Source organism: Streptomyces sediminimaris (genome assembly GCF_047049295.1).
GTDB lineage: Bacteria > Actinomycetota > Actinomycetes > Streptomycetales > Streptomycetaceae > Streptomyces > Streptomyces sediminimaris.
This window is the reverse complement of record NZ_JBJWOT010000001.1, coordinates 5,784,554-5,808,063: the sequence shown is the minus strand read 5'-3', so window position 1 is coordinate 5,808,063 and position 23,510 is coordinate 5,784,554. Positions and strand designations below refer to the sequence as shown.

Here is a 23,510-nt window from a genome sequence, read left to right as displayed (position 1 = left end):
GTCCCGCCGGGTTCGCGGCGGAGGGGAGCGCCTCAGGCCGCTCCGGCCGGTACCCCCGCCGACTCCTCGACCTCCAGCAGGGACGCGCTCTCGCGTTCCTCCTCGAAGGCCCGGCGGCCGCCGCGCAGGCCGAACAGGCGCTTGGCCAGGGCGATGTAGAGCACGGCGAGGATGTTGAGGACCAGGGTGGTGATCTTCAGATAGCTGACGTGCTCGGTGAGTTCGTAGATCTCCAGCGGGAGGAACGCGGCGGTCGCGACCACCGTGAGGTACTCCGCCCAGCGTTTGGCGTACCAGAGGCCGACCGCCTCGACGAGCTCGATCAGCGCGTAGGCGAGCAGCAGCGCGGCGACCAGCAGGAGGGTGGAGTGCTTGTAGCCGAAGGTCTTCTGGATGGTGCCGACGACCGGCGAGTGATCGAGGTCGTAGTGGAAGTGCCGGAAGACCGGCCGGAAGACGTCGAGGTACTCGTCGAAGAGCCGGCGTACCGCGTCCTGGCTGTTGCTGAACCTCCACACCGCCAGCGCGACCAGCACGATGAACACACCGCGTACGGCCCGTTCGACCGCCAGGAAGCGCAGGATGAACAGGTCGCGCAGGACCTTGCCGCGCGGCACGAGGGGCGCGTGGTCCGCGGGCCCCGCACCGTGGGGCTCGCCGAGCACGAAGTCGCCGCAGCGCAGACAGCGCCAGACCTCTCCGAGCGCGGTCTGGGCGTGCAGGCGCACCCGCAGGCGGGGATCGTCCGGCGCATAGGTGACGTGGCCCTTGCGGGCACACGTACGCCGGTCCCAGTCGATCTTCATTCCCCCGTGCCTCCCACGCAAGCGCCGTATAGCCGGCCGGATCAGTACCAGGCCGGCGGGGCAGGGTAGCGGATACCGGTAAGAGATCGGTGAGAATCCGGTCCTGCTGCGAGTCCGGTCCCGAAGGAAATCCGGTCCCGAAGAGGGTCCGGACCCGAGAGAAGTGCCGCGCCGATGAAAAGGCCGAGCGGGCGGGTCCTCGGGGGGAGAACCCGCCCGCTCGGCTTTTCCGGGCCAGGCGACCGAATCAGGGGGTCAGGGGGTCAGAGGGCCGGGGGTCAGAGGGGCAGGGGGTCAGAGGGGCAGGGGGTCAGAGGGGCAGGGGAGATCGGTGGAGGCCGACCGGGGGGGTACTCGGCCGCCCGGTGCCGGCTCAGGCCTTCGCGAGTTCCTTCTCGCCGCCCTGCTCGGGCACCACGGTCTGCGGCCGGACGCTCTCGTCCAGGAGGGTCGTCTCGTCGAAGGGCAGGTCACCGGCGAGGACCTGCCGGACCCGGACGGTGTCGATCTCCTTGGTCCAGGTGCCGATCAGTACGGTGGCGACGGCGTTGCCGGCGAAGTTGGTCAGCGCGCGCGCCTCGCTCATGAAGCGGTCGATACCGACGATCAGGCCGACGCCGTCCACCAGCGCGGGCTTGTGCGACTGCAGACCGCCGGCCAGCGTGGCGAGGCCCGCGCCGCTGACGCCGGCCGCGCCCTTGGAGGCCAGGAGCAGGAAGAGCAGCAGCGGGATCTGCTCCCCGATGGACATCGGCGTGCCCAGCGCGTCCGCGATGTAGAGCGACGCCATGGTCATGTAGATCATCGTGCCGTCGAGGTTGAACGAGTAGCCGGTCGGGACGGTGATGCCGACCACCGGCTTGCTGATGCCCAGGTGCTCCATCTTCGCGATCAGCCGCGGCAGCGCGGACTCGGAGGAGGAGGTGGACAGGATCAGCAGGAACTCCCGGGCCAGGTACTTCAGCAGCGTGAAGATGTTCAGGCCCGCGACCGCCCGCAGCAGCACGCCGAGCACGACGAAGACGAACAGGAAGCAGGTCACGTAGAACCCGAGCATCAGCACGGCCAGGCTCTTCAGCGCGTCCACACCGGCGGAGCCGACCACGGCGGCGATGGCGCCGAAGGCGCCGATCGGGGCCGCCCACATGACCATGGCCAGGATGCGGAAGACCAGCCGCTGGAGGTGCTCGACACCGCGCAGGACCGGCTGGCCGGCCGAACCCATGGCCTGCAGCGCGAAGCCGGTGAGCAGCGCGATCAGCAGGGTCTGCAGCACCTGGCCCTCGGTGAAGGCGGAGACGAAGGTGACCGGGATGATCGACAGGACGAAGTCGACCGGCGGCAGCGCGTCGGCGGAGACCTGGTCGTGCCCGGTGGCCTTGAGCGCCTGGGTGATGTGCAGGCCGTCGCCCGGGTGCAGGACGTTGCCGACGACGAGGCCGATGGCCAGGGCGACCAGCGACATCACGAGGAAGTAGCCGAGCGCGATACCGCCGACCGCGCCGACCTTGGCGGCCTTGCGCACGGAGCCGATGCCGAGCACGATCGTGCAGAAGATGATCGGCGAGATCATCATCTTGATCAGGCTGACGAAGCCCGTACCGAGCGGCTTGAGCTCGACGCCCGCGTCCGGCCAGATCAGGCCGACAGCGATACCGAGCGCCACCGCGACGATCACGGCGATGTACAGATAGTGGGTGCGGTCCCGCTTGGCGGCGGCGGGTGCGGCAGGTGCCGTCTCGGGGGTACTGGCGGCCACGGATGCCCTCCTTGACGTCTTCGTCGGCATCACCGGCGTGCGGCTCACGACCGGGGGATGGGGATGGGGGTGCGGTGCTTCGCGGGAGACGGTGGCCGGAACCGTATGGCCCGCTCCACCGCTTCACCGATGCGGTGACTATCTCCCGCCCTGTGAGGGCGGTCACCCTTCCGTTCATTTAGTTCACGATTGACGTGCGAGGCACACTGACGACATGCGCATCCCCGTCCCGAGACCCCGGAGCCTGGCCGGCCAGCTGTTCGCCATGCAGGCCGTGCTGATAGCGGTGCTCGTGGCCGGATACGCACTGTTCAGCTACCTCAGCGACCGGGGGCAGGCCGAGGACGCGGCGGCCCGCCAGGCGATGTCGGTCGCCCGCTCGATCGCGGACGCCCCGTTCGTGCCGGCCGCGATCCGCACGCCGGATCCCACCGCCGAGCTGCAGCCGTACGCGCTGAAGGTGATGCGGGACGCGGACGTCGACTTCGTCACGATCATGAACCCGAAGGGCATCCGCTGGACCCACCCGACGCCGAGCCAGATCGGCAAGCACTTCCGCGGCAACATCGGGCCCGCGCAGCACGGCACCGCTTTCACCGAGACCTACACGGGCACGCTCGGCCCCTCGGTGCGGGCCGTCGTGCCCGTCTACGACGAGCACCGGCACATCGTCGGCCTGGTCAGCGCGGGCATCAAGGTGCAGGCGATCAGCAGGCAGGTGCAGGGGCAGGTGTCGGCGCTGGTCGGCGTGGCGGGCTGCGCGCTCGCGCTGGGCGCGATCGGCACGTACGTCGTCAACGCGCGCCTGCGCCGCCACACCCATGGCATGAACGCGGGCGAGCTCAGCCGTATGCACGACTACCACCAGGCCGCGCTGCACGCGGTGCGCGAGGGTCTGCTGATGCTGGACGGGCAGTACCGTGTGGCGCTGATCAACGACGGGGCGCGGGAACTGCTCGGGGTGCCCTCCGGGGAGGGCGTGGTGGGCAGGTCGGTCGCGGAACTGGGGCTGCCGGCACCGCTGACGGGTGCGCTGCTGTCCTCGGAGCAGCGCGTGGATGAGGTGTACATGTCGGCCGAGCGGGTGCTGGTGGTGAACACCTCGCCGGTGTCGGGCGGGGAGCGCCGGGGCTCCGTGGTGACCCTGCGGGACGTGACCGAACTGCAGTCGCTGATGGGCGAGTTGGACTCGGAACGGGGTTTCACGCAGGCCCTGCGCTCACAGGCGCACGAGGCGGCGAACCGCCTCCACACCGTGGTCTCCCTGATCGAACTGGGCCGGGCGGAGGAGGCGGTGGACTTCGCGACGGCCGAACTGGAGCTGGCCCAGGCGCTGACCGACCAGGTGGTGGCGGCGGTGAGCGAACCGGTGCTGGCGGCGCTGCTGCTCGGCAAGACGGCCCAGGCCAACGAGCGGGGCGTGGAGCTGGTGGTGTCGCAGGACAGCCGCCTCGACGACGGCCTGCTGCCGGCGAGCCTGCCGCCGCGCGACCTGGTGACGATCCTGGGCAACCTGATCGACAACGCGGTGGACGCGGCGCAGGGCAGCATCGGCGCGCGGGTGACGGTGACGGCGTACGCCGCGGCCGGCGAACTGGTGATCCGGGTCGCGGACACCGGCACGGGGGTGGACCCCGCCCATGCCGAGCTGGTGTTCCAGCGCGGGTTCTCGACGAAGCCGGCCGGCCCCGGCGGCCGCGGCCTCGGCCTGGCCCTGGTCCGCCAGGCGGTCACCCGCCACGAGGGCACCCTGACGGTGACGGAGGCCCGGGAGGGCGGCGCGGTCTTCGAGGTCCGCCTCCCGCTGCCCGCGGACCCCGCCCCTGTTGCGGCGACCGCCTCCGCCCCGGCCCCGCCGGGGACCGCTCCCGACCCCGCGAGAGGTGACGCATGACGCCCGAGCAGCCCGCCCGCCGCCTCCCCGCGCGGGACCGGCCGGCGCCCACCGGCGCGCACCCGCCGCACCCGGCCCCACTCCCCACCGCGGCCCCCGCCCCCCTTCCCGCCCCCACGCCGGCGAGAGGTGACACATGAGCGCCGAGCAGCCCATCCGCGTGCTGGTCGTGGAGGACGACCCGGTGGCCGCCGACGCGCATGTGATGTACGTCGGGCGGGTGCCGGGGTTCGTGGTCGCCGGCACGGCGCACACCGGGGCGGAGGCGCGGCGGCTGATGGAGCGTACGGCGGTGGATCTGCTGTTGCTGGATCTGCATCTGCCGGACGTGCACGGGCTGCAGTTCGCGCGGTCGCTGCGCGCGGCGGGGCATCAGGTGGACGTGATAGCGGTGACCTCGGCCCGCGATCTGGCCGTGGTGCGGGAGGGCGTGTCGCTGGGGGTCGTGCAGTACGTGCTGAAGCCGTTCACCTTCGCGACCCTGCGCGACCGGCTCGTGCGGTACGCGCAGTTCCACGGCGCGGTCGGCGAGGCGAGCGGCCAGGAGGAGGTCGACCGGGCCCTGGCCACCCTGCGCGCACCGTCCCCCGCGGCGCTGCCCAAGGGCCTCAGCGCGCCCACCCTGGAGCGGGTGTCGGTGGCGCTGCGGGACTGCGCGGAGGGGCTGACCGCGACCGGTCTGGCGGAGGCGGTGGGGATATCCCGGATCACCGCCCGGCGGTATCTGGAGCACCTGGTGGACGCGGGCCGGGCGGCCCGCAGCCCGCAGTACGGGACCGTGGGGCGGCCGGAGTTGCAGTACCGGTGGGTGAAGGAGGAGCGAGGAGAGCCTGATCGGGCGCGATAGATCGCCGCACACTCATTGACCTGACTAGACCACTCCTCCTACCTTCACGGCACATCCATCCCGGCCGACAGTGTCGTCAGGTCAGTAGGAGGTCGTGCTCGTGCGCCCCACCGCCGCTCGCCCCCGCTCAACCGCCCCGCTCACAGCCCTGGTTGCCCTCACCCTGTCCGCAAGCGCCCTCACGGCGTGCGGCAGCGGCTCCGGCAGCGACCCGGACACCGTGCGGGTCTCCTTCAAGCAGTCCACGGACAACTCGATCCGCGTGATGGACGGCTATCTCGCGGACATCAAGAAGCAGTTCGAGAAGAAGTACCCCGGCAAGAAGGTCGAACTGGTCCCGATCAAGGCCCCGGACTCGGAGTACTACACCAAGCTGCAGCAGATGCTCCGCTCCCCCAGGACCGCCCCGGACCTGGTCTACGAGGACACCTTCCTCATCAACTCGGACATCACCAGCGGGTACTTGAAGCCGCTCGACCCGTATCTCGCCAAGTGGCCGGAGTGGAGCCAGTTCATCGGCACGGCGAAGACCGCGGCCAGGGCCGAGGACGGCAAGACCTACGGCGTCCCGGACGGCACCGACACCCGCGGCCTCTGGTTCGACAAGGGCATCTTCAAGAAGGCCGGCCTGCCCGCCGACTGGCAGCCGAAGAACTGGAACGAGGTCCTCGACGCCGCCCGCACGATCAAGAAGAAGGTTCCGGGCGTCACCCCCATCAACGTCTACACCGGCAAGCCCGCCGGTGAGGCCGCGACCATGCAGGGCTTCGAGATGCTCCTGTACGGCACCGGCGACGGCACCACGGACCCGCTCTACGACAGGTCCACCAAGAAGTGGATCGCCGGCAGCCAGGGCTTCAAGGACTCCCTCGGCTTCGTACGGACGGTCTACCAGGAGAAGCTCGGCCCCGACGTCGCCACCGCCCTCGACCCCAACATCCAGACCATGGTGGCCGGCGAGATGCTCCCCGGGCACAAGCTGGGCATCGCCCTCGACGGGTCCTGGCTGCCCCAGGCCTGGCAGAAGGGCAGCGGCCACGAATGGCCCACGTGGTCCAGCGAGCTGGGCCTCGCCTACATGCCCACCCAGCACGGCCAGGCCCCGGGCAAGGTGAGCATGTCCGGCGGCTGGACCTGGGCGATCCCCGCCAAGGCGGGCAACCCCGACCTCGCCTTCGACTTCATCAGGACGATGCAGACCAAGGCCAACGCGGAGAAGTGGTACATCGCCAACTCGGGCATCGCGGTGCGCAAGGACGTGGCGGACGACCCCGCGTACGCCAGGGCGCAGCCCGGTATCAGGTTCTTCACCGACCTGGTCGCCAGCACCCACTACCGGCCCGCCTACCCGGCGTACCCGAAGGTCTCCACCGCGATCCAGGAGGCGATGGAGGGGGTGACGACGGGCGACGCGTCCGTCGACAAGGCGGCGAGCGGCTACGACGACGCGCTCAAGGACGCCACGGGCAACCAGGTCGTCAAGAAGTGAACGGGAACCACCGATGACAGCGGCAACTCCGCGCGCCGGGGCGGGCCCCGAGACGGCCGAGGTCCCCCCGGGCCCACCGGTCCCCCGCCGGACCCGGCACCCGCGCCCTCCCCTGGCGCGCGGGCTGGCCCGGGCCCTGCCGGTCGCCCCCGCCCTGGTCCTGCTGCTCCTGTTCCTCGCGGGCCCGATCGCCTACTGCGCCTACATCGCCTTCACCGACCTCCAGCTCACCGGCCAGGCCCACTCGTCCTTCGTCGGCCTGGCCAACTTCCGCAGGGCCTTCGGGGACGCCGATTTCATCAACGCGGTGTGGCTGACGCTCGTCTTCACGGTCGTCTCCTCCCTGCTCGGCCAGAACACCCTGGGCCTGGCCCTGGCGACGCTGATGCACCGCGCCTCCAAGCCCGTCCGCACGCTCACCGGCGGCATCGTCATCACCGCCTGGGTCCTGCCGGAGGTCGTCGCCGGCTTCCTGCTCTACGCCTTCTTCCGCCGCGAGGGCACCCTCAACGCCATCCTGGACCGGCTCCATCTCCCGTCCCAGAACTGGCTGTTCACCCTTCCGATCCTGGCGGTGTCGTTCGCCAACGTGTGGCGCGGCACGGCCTTCTCGATGCTGGTCTACTCGGCCGCCCTGAACGAGATCCCGCAGGAGATCACCGAGGCGGCGGAGGTCGACGGCGCCGGCGGCTGGCGCCGCATGTGGCACATCACGCTGCCGATGATCCGCCGCTCCATCGGCACCAACCTGATGCTCAACACCCTGCAGACCCTGTCGGTCTTCGGACTGATCTGGGTGATGACGAGGGGCGGCCCGGGCAACAAGAGCCAGACCCTGCCCCTGTTCATGTACGAGCAGGCCTTCCAGAACAGCATGATCGGCTACGGCACCGCGGTCGCCCTGCTGCTGCTCCTGGTCGGCTCGCTGTTCTCCCTCGTCTATCTGCGCCTGCTGCGGACGGAGGTCTGACGACACCATGACCCCGACTCTCGCCTCCCGCCGCAGGAACCGCCGGCTGGCCGCGGACATCGGCCTGCTGGTGGTGGCCGCCGCCTTCGCACTGCCGCTCGCCTGGGTGCTGCTGTCGTCGGTGGACCCGCACGCGAACCTGCGCGTGAAGGCCCCGGACGGCTTCACCTGGGCCAACTTCGACGCGGTCCTGACGCCGGACATCACCTTCACACCGCTGCTGAACAGCCTGATCCTGTGCGGCGGCGGGACGCTGCTGACGGTGGTGTGCGCGGCCCTGGCGGCCTACCCGCTCTCGCGTTTCCGCTCCCGCCTGAACCGTCCGTTCCTGCTCACCGTCCTCTTCGCCACGAGCCTGCCCATCACGGCGATCATGGTCCCGGTGTACGCGCTGTTCGTGCGGGTGAACCTGATCGACACCATGCAGGGCACGATCCTGTTCTTCGCCGCCTCCCAACTCCCCTTCGCCATCTGGCTGATGAAGAACTTCATGGACGGTGTGCCGAAGGAGCTGGAGGAGGCGGCGTGGACCGACGGGGCGTCGTCGGCGCAGTCCCTGGTCCGCATCGTGCTGCCCCTGATGGGCCCGGGCGTCGGGGTCGTGACCGTCTTCTCCTTCGTCCTGATGTGGGGGAACTTCTTCGTCCCTTTCATGCTCCTGCTCACCCCGGACCAGATGCCGGCGAGCGTGAGCATCAACGAGTTCTTCGGCAACCGCGGCATGGTGGCGTACGGGCAGCTGGCCGCGTTCTCGATCGTCTACTCGACGCCGGTGATCCTGCTGTACGTGCTGATCGCCCGGCGGCTGGGCGGCGGCTTCGCGCTGGGCGGGGCGGTCAAGGGATGACGCCCGGTGGCACGGCGTCGGTATTGAGCCGCGGGGCGCCGCCCGCCGCGCGGCCGGGGGGTGCCCGCGCGCCGGCGCACTCGTCTTCGGCATCCGCCCGCACGGTCGAATCCCGCGCCGGCCCGCCCGCGCCGCGCCCGTCCCGGGAGCCGGCGCCCGGACGCCCGTGAACGCCTGCGCATATGCCCTTCGAGCTTGACTTTCACACATGCGCCTCCCGGCGGGTCACCCGCCGGGAGGGCCCGGCCGGCACGGCCCCCGCGCCGGAAAACGGTCCCCGGCCGGCCCCGCACGGACCGCACACATGGCCGAATCCGTACGTTCCTACAATCCGTGATCCTGGCCGAACAGACCGTAGTCACGGGGTGCCGGTCCGCCTACGTTGTCCCGGGTGTTCCCACGTCCGACCCGCCCGAGCCAGCCCGCCCCTCCCTTCGACCCCCTCGCCGCCCGCCGGCTGCGCGCCGCGCTCGCCCTGCGCCCCGAGCACGTCGCCCACGGCCTGTGCACCTCCTACGGGCTGCCGTACGTCACCCCCGATCTGGTCATCGCCTGGGAGCGCGGGCAGCTCGCCCCCACCAGCGCCGAACTCAGCGCGCTCGCGGGCATGTTGTGGTGCTCACCCGGTGAACTCATCGGGAGGCCGCGCACCTTGCGCGAGCACCGCATCGCCCGCGGCCTCGCACCGGAGGACGTCGCCCGCGCCGCCGGTCTCGAACTGCCCGCCTACCTCCACATGGAGGACAGCGGCTGGCAGGGCAACGAGCGCCAGTCCGCCGCCCTCGCCGAGCTGCTGGAGCTGTCGGTCCCGGACTTCGTCACCGTCACCGGACGCGAGGCGAAGCTCGCCGAGACGCTCCGCGGCGCCGTGACCACGCGCTGGCAGGCCTACGTCCGCCCCGTCGCCAAGGCGGTGCCCCTGGAGCGGCGGCTGCTGGAGGACTCCCTGCAGCAGCTGCACCAGGACTACCAGGGGCAGATGGTCGCCTCGCTCAACTGGGGCACCGGGAACTCGGCGAGCGAGTCGGGCGACGCCGGGCGCGAGTTCCTGGCCCGGATCGTCGACCACTTCTGGGCCGCCGTCCAGGACAACACCGGGTAGCCGTGGCGTCCCCGCGGGCGAGGCGGGCGGCGGGTCCGCAAGGCCGCCGGTCCGGCGCCGCGACGGTCCTGGTGCCGCGGCACTAGAAGACCGACTCCGTCTCCTCCATCCGGTCCTTCGGCACCGTCTTCAGCTCGGTCACCGCCTCCGCGAGCGGCACCATCACGATGTCGGTGCCCCGCAGCGCGGTCATCCTGCCGAAGTCGCCGCGGTGCGCCGCCTCCACCGCGTGCCAGCCGAAGCGGGTGGCGAGGACGCGGTCGTAGGCCGTCGGGACGCCACCGCGCTGGACGTGGCCCAGGATGACCGGCTTGGCCTCCTTGCCGAGCCGCCGCTCCAGTTCGTACGCCAGCGCCGTACCGATGCCCTGGAAGCGCTCGTGGCCGTACTGGTCGATCTCGCCGTGGCCGTAGTCCATGGTGCCCTCGACGGGATGGGCGCCCTCCGCCACGCACACGACCGCGAACTTCTTGCCGCGGGCGAAGCGCTCCTCGACCATCTTCACCAGGTGGGCGGGGTCGAAGGGCCGCTCGGGCAGGCAGATGCCGTGCGCGCCGGCCGCCATGCCGGACTCCAGCGCGATCCAGCCCGCGTGCCGGCCCATGACCTCGACCACCATGACGCGCTGGTGCGACTCGGCCGTGGTCTTCAGGCGGTCCATCGCCTCGGTGGCGACCCCGACCGCGGTGTCGAAGCCGAAGGTGCGGTCGGTGGAGGAGATGTCGTTGTCGATCGTCTTCGGGACGCCGACCACGGGCAGCCCGGCGTCGGACAGCATCCGCGCGGCCGTCAGCGTGCCCTCGCCGCCGATCGGGACGAGCGCGTCGATGCCGAAGGCCTCGACCTTGTCCTCGGCCCGCTCGCACGCCTCGCGCAGCCGGTCCCGCTCGAGGCGGGAGGAGCCGAGGATGGTGCCGCCGCGGGCCAGGATGCCGGCGACGTCGTTCAGGTCGAGGCCGCGGTAGCGGCCGTCCAGCAGGCCGGCGTAGCCGTCCTCGAAACCGATCACCTCGTCGCCGTAGTGGTCCACGGCGCGGTGCACGACCGACCGGATCACGGCGTTCAGGCCGGGGCAGTCGCCGCCTGCGGTGAGAACTCCGATGCGCATCGTGCTGTGTCTCCTGCTCGCTTTCGGTACCGGTGAGCCGGTCCGATTGTTTCATGTCCGCCACCCGGGCGGCGGACCCGCGGGGGCCCGCCGCACCAGGCCGCCGGTCCCGGCCGGAGTACCCGGGCTGACGGGCGCCTTATCCAGCCGCGGAGGTATTGTCAAGAAGGTTCCGCTCACCCCGGTGGGCGATCTTCGCGAGCCCTCGCCCCGACGCCAGACGCCAGACGAAACGGAGAGCACGCGTGACGCGCAGCGTGTACGTGACCGGAATCGACCGCGGCGACGGCCGCCAGGTAGTCGAACTGGGGGTCATGGAGCTGCTGACCCGGCAGGTCGACCGGGTCGGGGTGTTCCGGCCGCTGCTCCACCACAGCCCCGACCGCCTCTACGAGCTGCTGCGCGCCCGCTACCGGCTCTCCCAGGACCCGGCCACGGTCTACGGCATGGACTACCACGAGGCGTCCGCCCTCCAGGCGGAACAGGGCACGGACGAACTGGTGTCGGCCCTCGTCGACCGCTTCCACGCGGTCGCGCGCGACTACGAGATGGTCCTGGTCCTCGGCACCGACTACGCCCACACCCAGCTCCCCGACGAGCTGTCCCTCAACGCCCGGCTCGCCAACGAGTTCGGGGCGTCGGTGATCCCGGTGGTCGGCGGCCGCGGGCAGGACACCGAGTCCGTGCTCGCCGAGACGCGCAACGCCTACCGGGCGTACGAGGGGCTGGGCTGCGACGTCCTCGCCATGGTGGCCAACCGGGTCGCCGGCGAGGACCGGGAGGAGATCGCGCAGAGCCTCGGCGCCCGGCTGCCCGTGCCGTGCTACGTCGTCCCCGACGACCCCGCCCTCGCCGCGCCCACCGTCTCCCAGATCACCCAGGCCCTCGGCGCCAAGGTGGTGCTCGGTGACGACGCCGGACTGGCGCGCGACGCCCTCGACTTCGTCTTCGGCGGCGCGATGCTGCCCAACCTGCTCGCCGCCCTGACCCCGGGCTGCCTGGTCGTCACCCCCGGCGACCGCGCCGACCTGGTCGTCGGCGCGCTCGCCGCGCACAGCGCCGGCACCCCGCCGATCGCCGGGGTGCTGCTCACCCTGAACGAGGTGCCGGGCGAGGAGATCCTCACCCTCGCCGCCCGCCTCGCGCCCGGCACCCCGGTGCTCTCGGTGGCCGGCAACAGCTTCCCCACCGCCGCCGAACTCTTCTCCCTGGAGGGGAAGTTGAACGCGGCCACGCCCCGCAAGGCGGAGACCGCGCTCGGCCTCTTCGAGCGGTACGTGGACACCGGCGGCCTGCTGGGGCGCGTCTCCGCGCCCAGCACCGACCGCATCACGCCGATGATGTTCGAGCACAAGCTGCTCGAACAGGCCCGCTCCGACAAACGCCGGGTCGTCCTGCCGGAGGGCACGGAGGAGCGCATCCTGCACGCCGCCGAGGTACTGCTGCGCCGCGGCATCTGCGACCTCACCCTGCTCGGCCCGGCCGAGCAGATCCGCAAGAAGGCCGCCGACCTGGGCATCGACCTGGGCGGCTGCGAGGTGATCGACCCCGCCGCCAGCGAGCTGCGCGACTCCTTCGCCCAGAAGTACGCCCTGCTGCGCGCCCACAAGGGCGTCACCGTCGAGCTGGCCTACGACGTCGTCTCCGACGTGAACTACTTCGGCACGCTGATGGTGGAGGCCGGACTGGCCGACGGCATGGTGTCGGGTTCGGTGCACTCCACGGCCGCGACCATACGGCCCGCCTTCGAGATCATCAGGACCAGGCCGGAGACCGACATCGTCTCCTCCGTCTTCTTCATGTGCCTCGCCGACAAGGTCCTCGTCTACGGGGACTGCGCCGTGAACCCCGACCCGAACGCCGAGCAGCTCGCCGACATCGCCGTGCAGTCGGCCGTCACGGCCGCGCGGTTCGGCGTGGAGCCGAGGATCGCGATGCTGTCGTACTCGACGGGCACGTCCGGCACCGGCGCCGACGTCGACAAGGTGCGGGAGGCGACGCGGCTGGTGCGGCAGCGGCGCCCCGACCTCCGGGTCGAGGGGCCGATCCAGTACGACGCCGCCGTGGAGCCGAGCGTCGCGGCCACCAAGCTCCCGGGCTCCGAGGTGGCGGGCCAGGCCAGCGTGCTGATCTTCCCGGACCTGAACACCGGCAACAACACCTACAAGGCCGTGCAGCGTTCGGCCGGCGCGATCGCGGTCGGCCCGGTGCTCCAGGGCCTGCGCAAGCCGGTCAACGACCTCTCCCGGGGCGCCCTCGTCTCGGACATCGTCAACACCGTCGCCATCACGGCCGTCCAGGCCCAGAACTCCAGTGAAAGGGCAGCCGCCCAGTGAGCGCGTCCCGAGTCCTCGTCCTCAACTCCGGCTCCTCGTCGTTGAAGTACCAGCTGCTCGACATGCGGGAGCGGAGCCGGCTGGCCGTGGGCCTCGTCGAGCGGATCGGCGAGCGGACCTCGCGGCTGAGGCACACCTGCCTCACCTCGGGCGACACCCGGGAGCGGTCCGGCCCGATCGCCGACCACGACGCGGCCCTCAAGGCGGTCGCCGAGGAGCTGGACCAGGACGGCGTGGGCCTGGACTCGCCGGAGCTGGCGGCCATCGGGCACCGGGTGGTGCACGGCGGGATGTTCTTCACCGAGCCCACGGTCGTCGACGACGAGGTGCTCGCCGAGATCGAGCGGCTGATCCCGGTCGCCCCGCTGCACAACCCGGCGAACCTCACCGGCATCCGTACCGCGCGGGCGCTGCGCCCCGATCTGCCGCAGGTCGCGGTCTTCGACACGGCGTTCCACACGACCATGCCGGAGTCGGCGGCCCGCTACGCCATCGACCCGAAGATCGCCGACCGGCACCGCATCCGCCGCTACGGCTTCCACGGCACCTCGCACGCCTACGTCTCCCGGGAGACCGCCCGGCTGCTCGGCAAGGACCCGTCCGAGGTGAACGTCATCGTGCTGCACCTGGGCAACGGCGCCTCGGCGTCCGCGGTCGAGAAGGGCCGGTGCGTGGAGACCTCCATGGGGATGACGCCTTTGGAGGGGCTGGTGATGGGTACGCGGTCCGGTGATCTGGATCCGGCCGTCATCTTCCATTTGGCCCGGGTTGGCGGAATGTCCATGGAGGAGATCGACACTCTTCTCAACAAGAGAAGCGGTCTGTTCGGTCTGTGCGGTGACAACGACATGCGCGAGATCCGGCGCCGGATCGACGACGGCGACAAAGAGGCGCAACTCGCCTTCGACATATACGTCCACCGCCTGAAGAAGTACATCGGCGCCTATTGCGCCGTACTCGGCCGGGTGGACGCGGTCGCCTTCACCGCGGGAGTCGGGGAGAACGCGAGCACGGTGCGGGAGGCCGCCGTCGCGGGCCTGGAGCAGCTGGGCCTCGTGGTGGACGGGGAACTGAACGCCGCACACGGTGACGGACCGCGGCTGATCTCGCCGGCGCACGCGCGCGTGGCCGTCGCGGTGGTGCCGACCGACGAGGAACTGGAGATCGCCACACAGACCTATGAACTGGTCGCGAAGAACGACTAGGCGGCAACGCGCCGACGGTGTCGTCGACGACAGCGGCGTCATCGACGACAGCCGGCGGCTGAGGAATACACCGCAGTAACACGCCTGAGCGCGAACCCGCCCATTTGTACCTTCCGCCAGACGGAATATTCCGCGGCGAAACAAACCGATAGGATCGCTCCATGCGCCGTTCGAAAATCGTCTGCACTCTCGGCCCCGCGGTCGACTCACACGAAATGCTGGTCTCGATGATCGAGGCCGGCATGAACGTGGCCAGGTTCAACTTCAGCCACGGTTCCCACGCCGAGCACCAGGCGCGGTACGACCGCGTCCGGGCCGCGTCCAAGGAAACCGGCCGGGCCATCGGTGTCCTGGCCGACCTGCAGGGCCCGAAGATCCGTCTGGAGACCTTCGCCGAGGGCCCGGTCGAGCTCGAGCGCGGCGACGAGTTCGTCATCACCGCCGAGGACGTCTCCGGCGACAAGTCCGTCTGCGGTACGACGTACAAGGGCCTGCCCGGCGACGTCGACCGCGGTGACCAGATCCTGATCAACGACGGCAACGTCGAGCTGAAGGTCCTGGACGTCGAGGGTCCGCGGGTGAGGACGATCGTCATCGAGGGCGGCGTCGTCTCCGACCACAAGGGCATCAACCTGCCCGGCGCGGCCGTCAACGTGCCCGCGCTGAGCGAGAAGGACGTCGAGGACCTCCGCTTCGCGCTGCGCATGGGCTGCGACATGGTCGCGCTGTCGTTCGTCCGGGACGCCAGGGACGTGGCCGACGTCCACAAGGTGATGGACGAGGAGGGCCGCCGGGTCCCGGTCATCGCCAAGGTGGAGAAGCCGCAGGCGGTGGACAACATGGAGGACGTCGTGATGGCGTTCGACGCCGTCATGGTGGCCCGTGGCGACCTGGCCGTCGAGTACCCGCTCGAGAAGGTCCCCATGGTGCAGAAGCGCCTCATCGAGCTGTGCCGCCGCAACGCCAAGCCGGTGATCGTGGCGACCCAGATGATGGAGTCGATGATCACCAACTCCCGTCCCACGCGCGCCGAGGCGTCCGACGTCGCCAACGCGATCCTGGACGGCGCGGACGCGGTCATGCTGTCCGCCGAGTCCAGCGTGGGCGCCTACCCGGTCGAGACCGTGAAGACGATGTCGAAGATCGTCGCCGCGGCCGAGGAGGAGCTGCTGAGCAAGGGCCTGCAGCCGCTCGTGCCGGGCAAGAAGCCGCGCACGCAGGGCGGTTCGGTCGCGCGTGCCGCGTGCGAGATCGCGGACTTCCTCGGCGGCAAGGGCCTGGTGGCCTTCACCAAGTCCGGCGACACCGCCCGCCGGCTGTCCCGCTACCGCGCGCAGCAGCCGATCATCGCCTTCACCACCGACGAGGAGACCCGCAACCAGCTGACGCTCAGCTGGGGCGTGGAGTCGCACGTGGTGCCGTTCGTGAACACCACGGACGAGATGGTCGACATGGTCGACCAGGAGATCGCCAAGATCAACCGCTTCGACCCGGGCGAGACCGTCATCATCACGGCCGGCTCGCCCCCCGGCGTCCCCGGCACCACCAACATGCTCCGCGTCCACCACATCGGCGGCGGCAGCTGACGACCCGCGAAGGGCCGTGACGGCTCCTGTACGGCGCTGAGGGCGCCCCCCGCGACGGGGGCGCCCTCGGCGTCTGTGCGGCTCCCGGACGGGCCTGTGGCGGCGCTCAGCCGGTTCCGTCGGTCGTGTACACGTGCATACCGGGCACGTGCAGGGTCCCGCCGAACTGGGCGGCCTGGACGACCTTGACGTTGGTGAAGTAGATCAGGGGGATGTTCAGCGGCGGGGGGCTGTCCGGGCTGAACGTGATCGGGATCAGGCCGAAGAGGTTGCCGGAGATGGACTCCGTGTACATCGTCGTGTCGCCGTCCCGGATCGTGGACGTCGTGCCCGAACCGGCCTGCACGTGGTAGGTCTTGCCCTGCTGCTTGTCCTTGACCGTCTGGTGCAGGTCACCGATGTCGGTGCCGCCGGAGATGACGTACTTCAGCACCTTCTTGGTGGTGCCGTTGGCCGCCCTGACCTTGACGACGCCCTGGTAGTCGGCGCCCTTCAGCAGCAGCGAGCTGGCGCTCAGGTACCAGGGGTCGTCGGCCACCGGCACCTTGTTGTCGACGCCGCCCTGGTCCTCCGTGGCCGTGGGACAGTTCCCCGCGTCCGCGCTGGAGCTCGGCGAGGGGCTCGCCGTGGCGGTGGCCGCGTCGGCCGCCTTCCGGGCCGCCTCGGTGGCGTCGGCCGTCGCCTTGGACACCTTGTCGGTCGTGTCCTTCACGGTGCCGTTCACCGTGTCGGTGACCGCCTTGGTGGTGTCCTTGACGGTGCCCGTGAGGCTCTTGTCCGACGTGGCGGAGGCCGACGCGTCCTTGCTCGCGCTCGCGCTGGGCGAGGCGGTCGGGGCCGGCGTCGTGCTCGTGGCCGACGACGAGCCGCCGCCCAGCAGGCTGCCGAGGGCGTCGCCGACGCCGCTCAGCAGACCGCCGCCGCTGCTCGCGGACGCGGAGGGGCTGGGCGAGGCGGTGTCACCGCTCGACGTGCCCTTGCCGGAACCGCCGGAGGCCGACGGAGTGGGCGTGGACGCCGCCTTGTCGCCGGAACCTGAATCCGGCGAAGAGGACGTGCCCGTGCCCGAGGAGTTCTTCGAGGACGTCTTCGCGGAGTCCTTCGACGCGTCCGCGGTGGACGAGGGCGACGGCGTCGCCTTGCCGGCCGCCGTGCTCTGCGACGCGGACGGCGACGGCGAGGCCGACGCTCCGCCCAGTGCGGCCACGCAGTTCTTGTACTCGTCCGCGGTCAGGCTCTTCGCCGTGGGGGACGGCGAGCCGTTGCCGGCCGCGAGCGCGAGCGAGGACGTGAAGCCCATGCCCACGAGAACCGCCGTCGGCATGGCCGCCATGGCTATCGCCTTGCCGGCCGGCATGTGGAACCTGGTGAACAGCGGCTTCCTGGGGGCCGCGTGGCGCGGCCCGGTTCTCACACGGGACTCGTCCACATCAGTCCCGTGGGTCACCTCGTCAGCCGGCACTGTGCCTCCCGTTCGCCCCGTTGGCCGGGCTCGTTCCTGACAGATCGTTCGGCTCGCCCACCACGGGCTTGAGGACGGTGGTGTCCGGGTCCGTGGCCGCGGGGGCGCCGCCCGTCGCCGGGGTGTCCTCCCGCGACTCCTCGGCGGGCGGCTCGCCCGGGGCCCAGGCCACGGCCATGGCTCCGCCGACCAGCGCGAGCAGGAAGCCCATCAGGAAGCCGCCGAGGTTGGACACCGGGATGGAGACCAGCCCCAGCAGGATCGCCGCGATGCCCGCGAAGGTGCGTACGTGCTTCTGGAACCACAGGCTGAAGCCCAGAACGACCAGCAGCACGCCGATGATCAGGGATCCGGCACCCGCGGTGGTGGCCATCGCCAGCGTCAGGTGGCCCACCTGGAGATGGGCGTACGGGAAGTAGGCGATGGGGAGTCCGGCGAGCATGACGAACAGGCCGGCCCAGAACGGCCGCTCGCCCCGCCAGGCGCGGAACTGCGCCCTCCGGCGGCTGAACTGGCCGGCGGGCTCGGCAGGAGTCTCGGCGCTCATGGAATACAGCTCCCTGGTGCGGCTTTGCTGTGGTGATGGTGCTGTGGTGGTGGGTTGTACAGCGTGTGAAGAAAGTGCTGGAAGGTTGACGGGCGGGGGCGCCATCGGCTCCCCCGCCCGTCGTCACCTGCTCAGTAGCACTCGTGAGTGCCCGTCTTCACGGACATCTTCAGTCCGCTGAGCTTGAAGGTTCCGGCGGTGGTGGCCCACGCCGTCTGCTTCACTCCGGTCAGCGTGGCCGAGTCGGCCTGCTGCGCGAATCCGTACGGGTTCGCGGTGTCACCGCTGTGGATGCCGGGACCCTTGCTGGCGTCCTTGGCGGCCACACCGATGTCGATGTTCTTGAACGTCGCGTCGGCGCTCAGGTCATCGAGGTCGATGTAGAGGTTGTCGGCCTCCACCGGCGTGCTGCCGCCACCGGCCTTCAGAACGAGGCTGACGTTGCCGATCAGCGGGATGCCCGGGGTGACCACGGACTGGCACAGGCCCTTGATGCTCGCGGACTTGAACGCCGAGACCGCGACCGGGTGGGCCGTCTTCTTGCCGTCGAGGGTGTACCCCGAGTCAATGGCACCGTACTGAGAGAAGCCGGTGCCGGTCAGCTGGTCGGCCGTCACCTTGAACTGCTGGCCGGACACGCTGAACGACGCGGCGAGAGCGCCCTGCGCGAGGGCGACACCTATCGCGGCCGTAGCGGCGACGCTGGGCACCATGACCACAGCGAACCGCTTCCATCTGGTCCCGCCACGCACCTGGGACTCCATATTTCCTCCTTCTCGGACGTACATCTCCTGCTCCCGACCGCCCCTAGTCGGCGGTTCGGCCGGGCAGGGATGGGAGAAGTGCTACGTCCTCGGGAAGGAGAGCGCCCGTACTCGGAGGCGCGAACCGCGCACCGATCACCGGCGATCACCCCCGAGCGACAACCACTGGTCGCGCCTGACACGCATCACGCACAACCTTGCTGGACAGGCTTCGCCGGGTGGGCGAAGACCCCCCTGCCCAAGAGCCGGCGTCAGCGACGTCGGCTCTGCTCGGTGGGGACCCTGGAACTCGCGTGACCCGACCGGCTGTCGGGGTACGCGAATGGACCGAGCGTCGCCGATCGTGGTGCATTCTCGCCGCCCGCACAAGGGGCTTCGTTACTCGGTAGTAACGGCCGGATAACCGAAGGACGACCCACAGGTCTCGAGCGGCGACGGAGGGTGCAGCCCAGGCCAGAGACAAAACCGTTGATCACTGGACAGAAACCGACAGATCAACGCCCTGAACTTACTGCCAGTAACAGCGGCCGCGATTGCCAAGTTTTGGTAAAGCGCGGCCGCACTGACGTTCCATCGGCAAATCTTTCACTCGGGCATCACATGCCCGGGCGTTTAGCGACTGGTCAGAACCGGGTCGCCACCCCGCTAGAACAGTGCACGCGCGAGTGCTCTGCGTGACGTCGCCACTCGAGGATCATCGGCCCCGACGACCTCGAAAAGCTCCAGCAGTCGCACGCGTACCGCCTCCCGGTCGTCACCGACCGTGCGCCGGACCGTCTCGATGAGCCGGCCGAAGGCGTCCTCCACGTGACCGCCGACCAGATCGAGGTCCGCGGCGGCGATCTGCGCCTGGACGTCGGCCGGCTTGTCCGCCGCCTCCTGGCGCACCCGCTGCGGGTCGAGACCCTGCACCCGCTGGAGCAACTCGGCCTGGGCGAGGCCCAGTTTGGCCTCCGGGTTGCCCGGGTCGTCGCTCAGCACGTTCTTGTACGCCTGCACCGCGCCGCCGAGGTCCCCGGAGTCCAGGGCCCGTACGGCCGCCTCGAGAAGGGCGTCGTACGGCCCCGTGGGCACGGTCTCGGGCGCGGCCGGGGCGCCGCCCGGCTCCGCCTCGGGATCGACCGTCAGGCCGGTCAGCCCGAAGCGCTCCTCGGCGACCTGCACCAGCTGGTCGAGGGTCTGGCGGATCTGGGCCTCGCCCGCGGCCCCCTGGAAGAGCGGCAGCGCCTGACCGGCGACGACCGCGAACACCGCCGGGATGCCCTGGATCCCGAACTGCTGCATCAGCATCTGATTGGCGTCGACGTCGATCTTTGCGAGAAGAAAGCGCCCGTCGTACTCGACGGCGAGCCGCTCCAGGACAGGGCTCAACTGCTTGCAGGGCTCGCACCACTCGGCCCAGAAGTCGATGACGACGGGCACCTCGGTGGACCGCTGCAGGACGTCGCGCTCGAAGCCGGCCTCGTCGACGTCGATCACCAGGTCGGCCGGGGAGACGGCACCCGGGCCGCCGCCCGTCCGCGCCGCTTCCGCTCGGGCCTGCTCCGCCTTCGCCTTGGCCTCCTGGGCCGCCTTCACCGCGGCGAGGTCGACGACTCCGCTCATGGACATGTTCCGTGGCTGCATGCGTCTATCCTCCCCCGTCCGCGCGCGGTGTGTGAAAAGCCGTGTGAAAGCCGGTCGTACGGCGCTGTGTCCGGCGCCGGGTCCCCACCCCGCGCCACGCCAGTGGTTTCGCTACGAGTCGTAGCGTAATGGCACCGGGTGCCTCCTCGCGACCACCTCCCGGTGATCTCCCTCACGGCGTCACGGCAACCGCCGGTTATGGTCAGTGGATGCAGAGCCGCACTCCCGCCACACGCGCCTCGGGACGCCCGCGCAGCGCCGAGGCCGATGCCGCCATCCTCGCGGCCACGCGGGAGGCGCTGGTGGAGCTGGGGTGGTCCAAGCTCACCCTCTCGGACGTGGCGACGCGCGCGGGGGTCGCGAAGACGACCCTCTACCGCCGCTGGGCGGGCAAGAACGAACTGGTGGTCGACGCGGTGGCGGAGCTCTTCGACGAGCTCGTGCTGCCCGACCGCGGCACCCTGGCCGCCGACATCGAGGGCGTGGTCCTGCAGTTCGCGGCCATCCTGGCCCGGCCGGAGGCCAAGAGCGGGCTGATGGCCGTGGTCGCCGAGGCCACCCGCGACGAGGCCCTGCGCGAGCGCATCCGCGACTCGATCGTCACCCGCCAGAAACGGCTGGTTCTGGAGGGTCGCGCCCGCGCCCAGAGCCGCGGCGAGCTCCCCCCGGAGACGGATCCCGCGGAGACGGCCCGCACGGTCGACCTCATCTTCGACGTGGTGGCGGGTGCGGTGGTCCACCGCACCCTGGTCAGCGCGGAACCGGCGGACGAGGAATGGGTGCGCGACTTCACCCGGGTCCTGCTGCTGGGGCTGACGGGAGCGTCGTAGCTCCCGCCGACCCGGCGCGGCCCGCGTCCCGTGCGGCACGGGCTTTGGCCCGCGCGTCCCCTACGGCACAGGCCTTACGGGCGCTCCGGGCGCCGGGGCCCCTCGGGCCCGCTCAGGGCCCGCCGGAGCCGCCGCAGCCCGCTCGGCAGCGGGGCTCAGAACCCGGCAGGCTCCGTGTACACGCCCCACTCGTCGCGCAGCACCCCGCAGATCTCTCCCAGAGTGGCCTCCGCGCGCACCGCGTCCAGCATCGGGCCGATCATGTTCGATCCGTCCCGCGCGGCGGCGAGCATGCCGTCGAGGGCCGTACGCACCGCGGCCTCGTCCCGGGTGGACCTGCGCGCGGCCAGCGTCCGCACCTGCTCCCGCTCGACCTCGTGGCTGACCCGCAGGATCTCCAGGTCCCCGGTGACCGAGCCGGTGTGGACGTTCACGCCGACCACCCTCTTGTCGCCCTTCTCCAGCGCCTGCTGGTAGCGGAAGGCCGACTCGGCGATCTCCCCGGTGAACCACCCGTCCTCGATCCCGCGCAGTATCCCGGAGGTGATCGGCCCGATCGGGTGCCTGCCGTCCGGATGCGCCCGCAGACCGCGCTCCTTTATCTGCTCGAAGATCTTCTCCGCGTCCGCCTCGATCCGGTCCGTCAGCTGCTCGACGAACCACGAACCGCCCAGCGGATCGGCCACGTTGGCGACCCCGGTCTCCTCCATGAGGACCTGCTGCGTGCGCAGCGCGATCTCCGCCGCCTGCTCGCTCGGCAGCGCGAGCGTCTCGTCCAGGGCGTTGGTGTGCAGCGAGTTGGTCCCGCCGAGCACCGCCGCGAGCGCCTCCACCGCCGTGCGCACGACGTTGTTGTACGGCTGCTGGGCGGTCAGCGAGACACCGGCGGTCTGCGTGTGGAAACGCAGCCACTGCGCCTTCTCGCTCCGCGCGCCGTACACGTCCCGCATCCACCGTGCCCAGATGCGCCGCGCCGCGCGGAACTTGGCGATCTCCTCGAAGAAGTCGACGTGCGCGTCGAAGAAGAAGGACAGCCCGGGGGCGAACACGTCGACGTCGAGCCCGCGGCTGAGCCCCAGCTCCACGTAGCCGAACCCGTCGGCCAGGGTGTAGGCCAGCTCCTGCGCGGCCGTCGCACCGGCCTCGCGGATGTGGTAGCCGGAGACGGACAGCGGCTTGTACGCGGGGATGCCGGCGGCGCAGTGCTCCATCAGGTCGCCGATCAGGCGCAGATGGGGCTCCGGCTGGAAGAGCCACTCCTTCTGCGCGATGTACTCCTTGAAGATGTCCGTCTGCAGCGTGCCGTTGAGCACGGCGGGGTCCACGCCCTGCCGCTCGGCCGCGACCAGGTACATGCAGAAGACGGGGACGGCCGGACCGCTGATGGTCATGGACGTGGTCACGTCGCCCAGCGGGATGTCCTTGAACAGCACCTCCATGTCGGCCGCGGAGTCGATGGCCACCCCGCAGTGCCCGACCTCGCCGAGCGAGCGGGGGTCGTCGGAGTCGCGGCCCATGAGCGTCGGCATGTCGAAGGCGACGGACAGGCCCCCGCCGCCGTTGCCGAGGATCATCTTGTAGCGCTCGTTGGTCTGCTCGGCGTTCCCGAACCCGGCGAACTGCCGGATGGTCCACGTCCGCCCCCGGTATCCGGTCGGATACAGCCCGCGCGTGAAGGGGTACTCCCCCGGCCAGCCGATCCGCTCGAACCCGTCGTAGGAGTCCCCCGGCCGGGGGCCGTACACGGGCTCCACCGGGTCCCCGGAGAGCGTGGTGAAGTCGGCCTCTCGCTTGCGCGAAGCGTCGTACCGGGCCTGCCAGCGGCGGCGGCCCTCCTCGATGGCGTCAGCGTCCATGCCATCCAATTTACTTGGACGTCCAAGTAAATGTCGAGGTAGTAGGACGTCCGACCAAATCACCGAGGGCATCCGCCGTACGCGCGGAGGCGTACGGCGGGGGCGGCTCAGACCTCGGCGACCGCGGGGGACGCGTCGGCGACCTTGCCTTCCAGCTCGTGGCTGACCTTCCGCTCGACGAAGAAGGCGGCCGTCGGGATCGTCCCCGCGAGCAGCACCCACAGCTGCTTGCCGACCGGCCACTTCGCCTTGGAGCCCAGGTCGAAGGCGAAGATCAGGTAGATCACGTAGAGCCAGCCGTGCGCGATGGCGACGACGCGGGTGAAGTCCGCGGCGCCGTCGATGTCCAGGCCGTACTTGGCGATCATGCTCAGGCACAGCAGGACCAGCAGGACGCCGGTGACGTAGGCCATGACGCGGTAGCGGGTCAGCACGCTCTTCTTCATGCCGTCGAGCGTAACCGCACGTTCCGGGAG

19 protein-coding genes are annotated in these 23,510 nt (G+C 70.6%); 10 read left to right on the top strand and 9 right to left on the bottom strand.

The window, feature by feature from the left end; genetic code table 11:
- Positions 1–32: 32 nt before the first annotated feature.
- Both ACJ9NR_RS27090 and ACJ9NR_RS27085 read right to left on the bottom strand, forming a co-directional pair.
- Positions 33–806, bottom strand: a complete 774-nt coding sequence (locus ACJ9NR_RS27090; RefSeq protein WP_412492352.1) for a DUF2127 domain-containing protein — start codon at positions 804–806, stop codon at positions 33–35.
- Positions 807–1,179: 373 nt separating this feature from the next.
- On the bottom strand, positions 1,180–2,565 hold the full coding sequence (locus ACJ9NR_RS27085; RefSeq protein ID WP_412492353.1) for a cation:dicarboxylate symporter family transporter: 1,386 nt from the start codon (positions 2,563–2,565) through the stop codon (positions 1,180–1,182).
- A 214-nt stretch (positions 2,566–2,779) separates the two neighbouring features.
- Here ACJ9NR_RS27085 and ACJ9NR_RS27080 point away from each other — a divergent pair, with 214 nt between their 5' ends.
- The 6 genes from ACJ9NR_RS27080 to ACJ9NR_RS27055 all read left to right on the top strand — a co-directional run bounded on the left by ACJ9NR_RS27080 (position 2,780) and on the right by ACJ9NR_RS27055 (position 9,714).
- Positions 2,780–4,459 (top strand): ATP-binding protein, encoded by a 1,680-nt coding sequence (locus tag ACJ9NR_RS27080; RefSeq protein ID WP_412492354.1) that lies wholly within the window; start codon positions 2,780–2,782, stop codon positions 4,457–4,459.
- A 136-nt stretch (positions 4,460–4,595) separates the two neighbouring features.
- A complete protein-coding gene (locus ACJ9NR_RS27075) occupies positions 4,596–5,306 on the top strand; it encodes a response regulator (RefSeq protein ID WP_412492355.1) in 711 nt (236 codons plus the stop codon).
- A 94-nt stretch (positions 5,307–5,400) separates the two neighbouring features.
- Positions 5,401–6,795 carry an extracellular solute-binding protein gene (locus tag ACJ9NR_RS27070; protein WP_412492356.1) on the top strand — a complete coding sequence of 465 codons (1,395 nt, stop codon included), beginning with the start codon at positions 5,401–5,403 and terminating at the stop codon, positions 6,793–6,795.
- Between the two features lie 13 nt (positions 6,796–6,808).
- Positions 6,809–7,765: a carbohydrate ABC transporter permease gene (locus ACJ9NR_RS27065; RefSeq protein WP_412492357.1), complete on the top strand. Its 957-nt coding sequence runs from the start codon at positions 6,809–6,811 to the stop codon at positions 7,763–7,765.
- A 7-nt stretch (positions 7,766–7,772) separates the two neighbouring features.
- Entirely contained in the window at positions 7,773–8,612 is an 840-nt protein-coding gene (locus ACJ9NR_RS27060; RefSeq protein WP_412492358.1) for a carbohydrate ABC transporter permease, read from the top strand.
- 391 nt (positions 8,613–9,003) lie between these two features.
- On the top strand, positions 9,004–9,714 hold the full coding sequence (locus ACJ9NR_RS27055) for an XRE family transcriptional regulator (protein WP_412492359.1): 711 nt from the start codon (positions 9,004–9,006) through the stop codon (positions 9,712–9,714).
- Positions 9,715–9,796: 82 nt separating this feature from the next.
- Here ACJ9NR_RS27055 and ACJ9NR_RS27050 read toward each other — a convergent pair whose 3' ends face one another.
- Positions 9,797–10,822, bottom strand: a complete 1,026-nt coding sequence (locus ACJ9NR_RS27050) for an ATP-dependent 6-phosphofructokinase (protein ID WP_412492360.1) — start codon at positions 10,820–10,822, stop codon at positions 9,797–9,799.
- 245 nt (positions 10,823–11,067) lie between these two features.
- On the opposite strand from ACJ9NR_RS27050, the gene pta reads away from it, so the two are divergent.
- The 3 genes from pta to pyk all read left to right on the top strand — a co-directional run bounded on the left by pta (position 11,068) and on the right by pyk (position 15,949).
- Positions 11,068–13,158, top strand: a complete 2,091-nt coding sequence (gene pta, locus ACJ9NR_RS27045; protein WP_412492361.1) for a phosphate acetyltransferase — start codon at positions 11,068–11,070, stop codon at positions 13,156–13,158.
- Positions 13,155–14,363, top strand: a complete 1,209-nt coding sequence (locus tag ACJ9NR_RS27040) for an acetate kinase (protein WP_412492362.1) — start codon at positions 13,155–13,157, stop codon at positions 14,361–14,363. Before pta ends, ACJ9NR_RS27040 begins: the two co-directional genes overlap by 4 nt.
- A 161-nt stretch (positions 14,364–14,524) precedes the next feature.
- Entirely contained in the window at positions 14,525–15,949 is a 1,425-nt protein-coding gene (gene pyk, locus ACJ9NR_RS27035) for a pyruvate kinase (protein ID WP_412492363.1), read from the top strand.
- 106 nt (positions 15,950–16,055) lie between these two features.
- On the opposite strand, the gene ACJ9NR_RS27030 is transcribed toward pyk, so the two are convergent.
- The 4 genes from ACJ9NR_RS27030 to ACJ9NR_RS27015 form a co-directional block, all read right to left on the bottom strand.
- Complete coding sequence (locus tag ACJ9NR_RS27030) at positions 16,056–17,411, bottom strand: hypothetical protein (RefSeq protein WP_412492364.1); 1,356 nt, start codon at positions 17,409–17,411, stop codon at positions 16,056–16,058.
- Positions 17,401–17,958, bottom strand: coding sequence for a DUF6114 domain-containing protein (locus ACJ9NR_RS27025; protein ID WP_412492365.1), 558 nt, complete (start codon positions 17,956–17,958; stop codon positions 17,401–17,403). The genes ACJ9NR_RS27030 and ACJ9NR_RS27025 overlap by 11 nt, the downstream gene beginning before the upstream one ends.
- 131 nt (positions 17,959–18,089) lie before the next feature.
- Complete coding sequence (locus ACJ9NR_RS27020; RefSeq protein ID WP_412492366.1) at positions 18,090–18,722, bottom strand: DUF6230 family protein; 633 nt, start codon at positions 18,720–18,722, stop codon at positions 18,090–18,092.
- A 645-nt stretch (positions 18,723–19,367) separates the two neighbouring features.
- Positions 19,368–20,348 carry a tetratricopeptide repeat protein gene (locus ACJ9NR_RS27015; protein WP_412492367.1) on the bottom strand — a complete coding sequence of 327 codons (981 nt, stop codon included), beginning with the start codon at positions 20,346–20,348 and terminating at the stop codon, positions 19,368–19,370.
- A gap of 209 nt (positions 20,349–20,557) precedes the next feature.
- Between ACJ9NR_RS27015 and ACJ9NR_RS27010 the strand changes: the two genes are divergently transcribed.
- On the top strand, positions 20,558–21,178 hold the full coding sequence (locus tag ACJ9NR_RS27010) for a TetR/AcrR family transcriptional regulator (protein WP_412492368.1): 621 nt from the start codon (positions 20,558–20,560) through the stop codon (positions 21,176–21,178).
- A 155-nt stretch (positions 21,179–21,333) separates the two neighbouring features.
- Here the strand turns inward: ACJ9NR_RS27010 and icmA are convergent, their stop codons facing one another.
- Complete coding sequence (gene icmA, locus ACJ9NR_RS27005; protein ID WP_412492369.1) at positions 21,334–23,034, bottom strand: coenzyme B12-dependent isobutyryl-CoA mutase large subunit; 1,701 nt, start codon at positions 23,032–23,034, stop codon at positions 21,334–21,336.
- 107 nt (positions 23,035–23,141) lie between these two features.
- The gene (locus ACJ9NR_RS27000) at positions 23,142–23,480 is read right to left on the bottom strand and encodes a DUF3817 domain-containing protein (RefSeq protein ID WP_412492370.1); all 339 of its coding nucleotides are present in this window, start codon (positions 23,478–23,480) and stop codon (positions 23,142–23,144) included.
- Positions 23,481–23,510 lie beyond the last annotated feature (30 nt).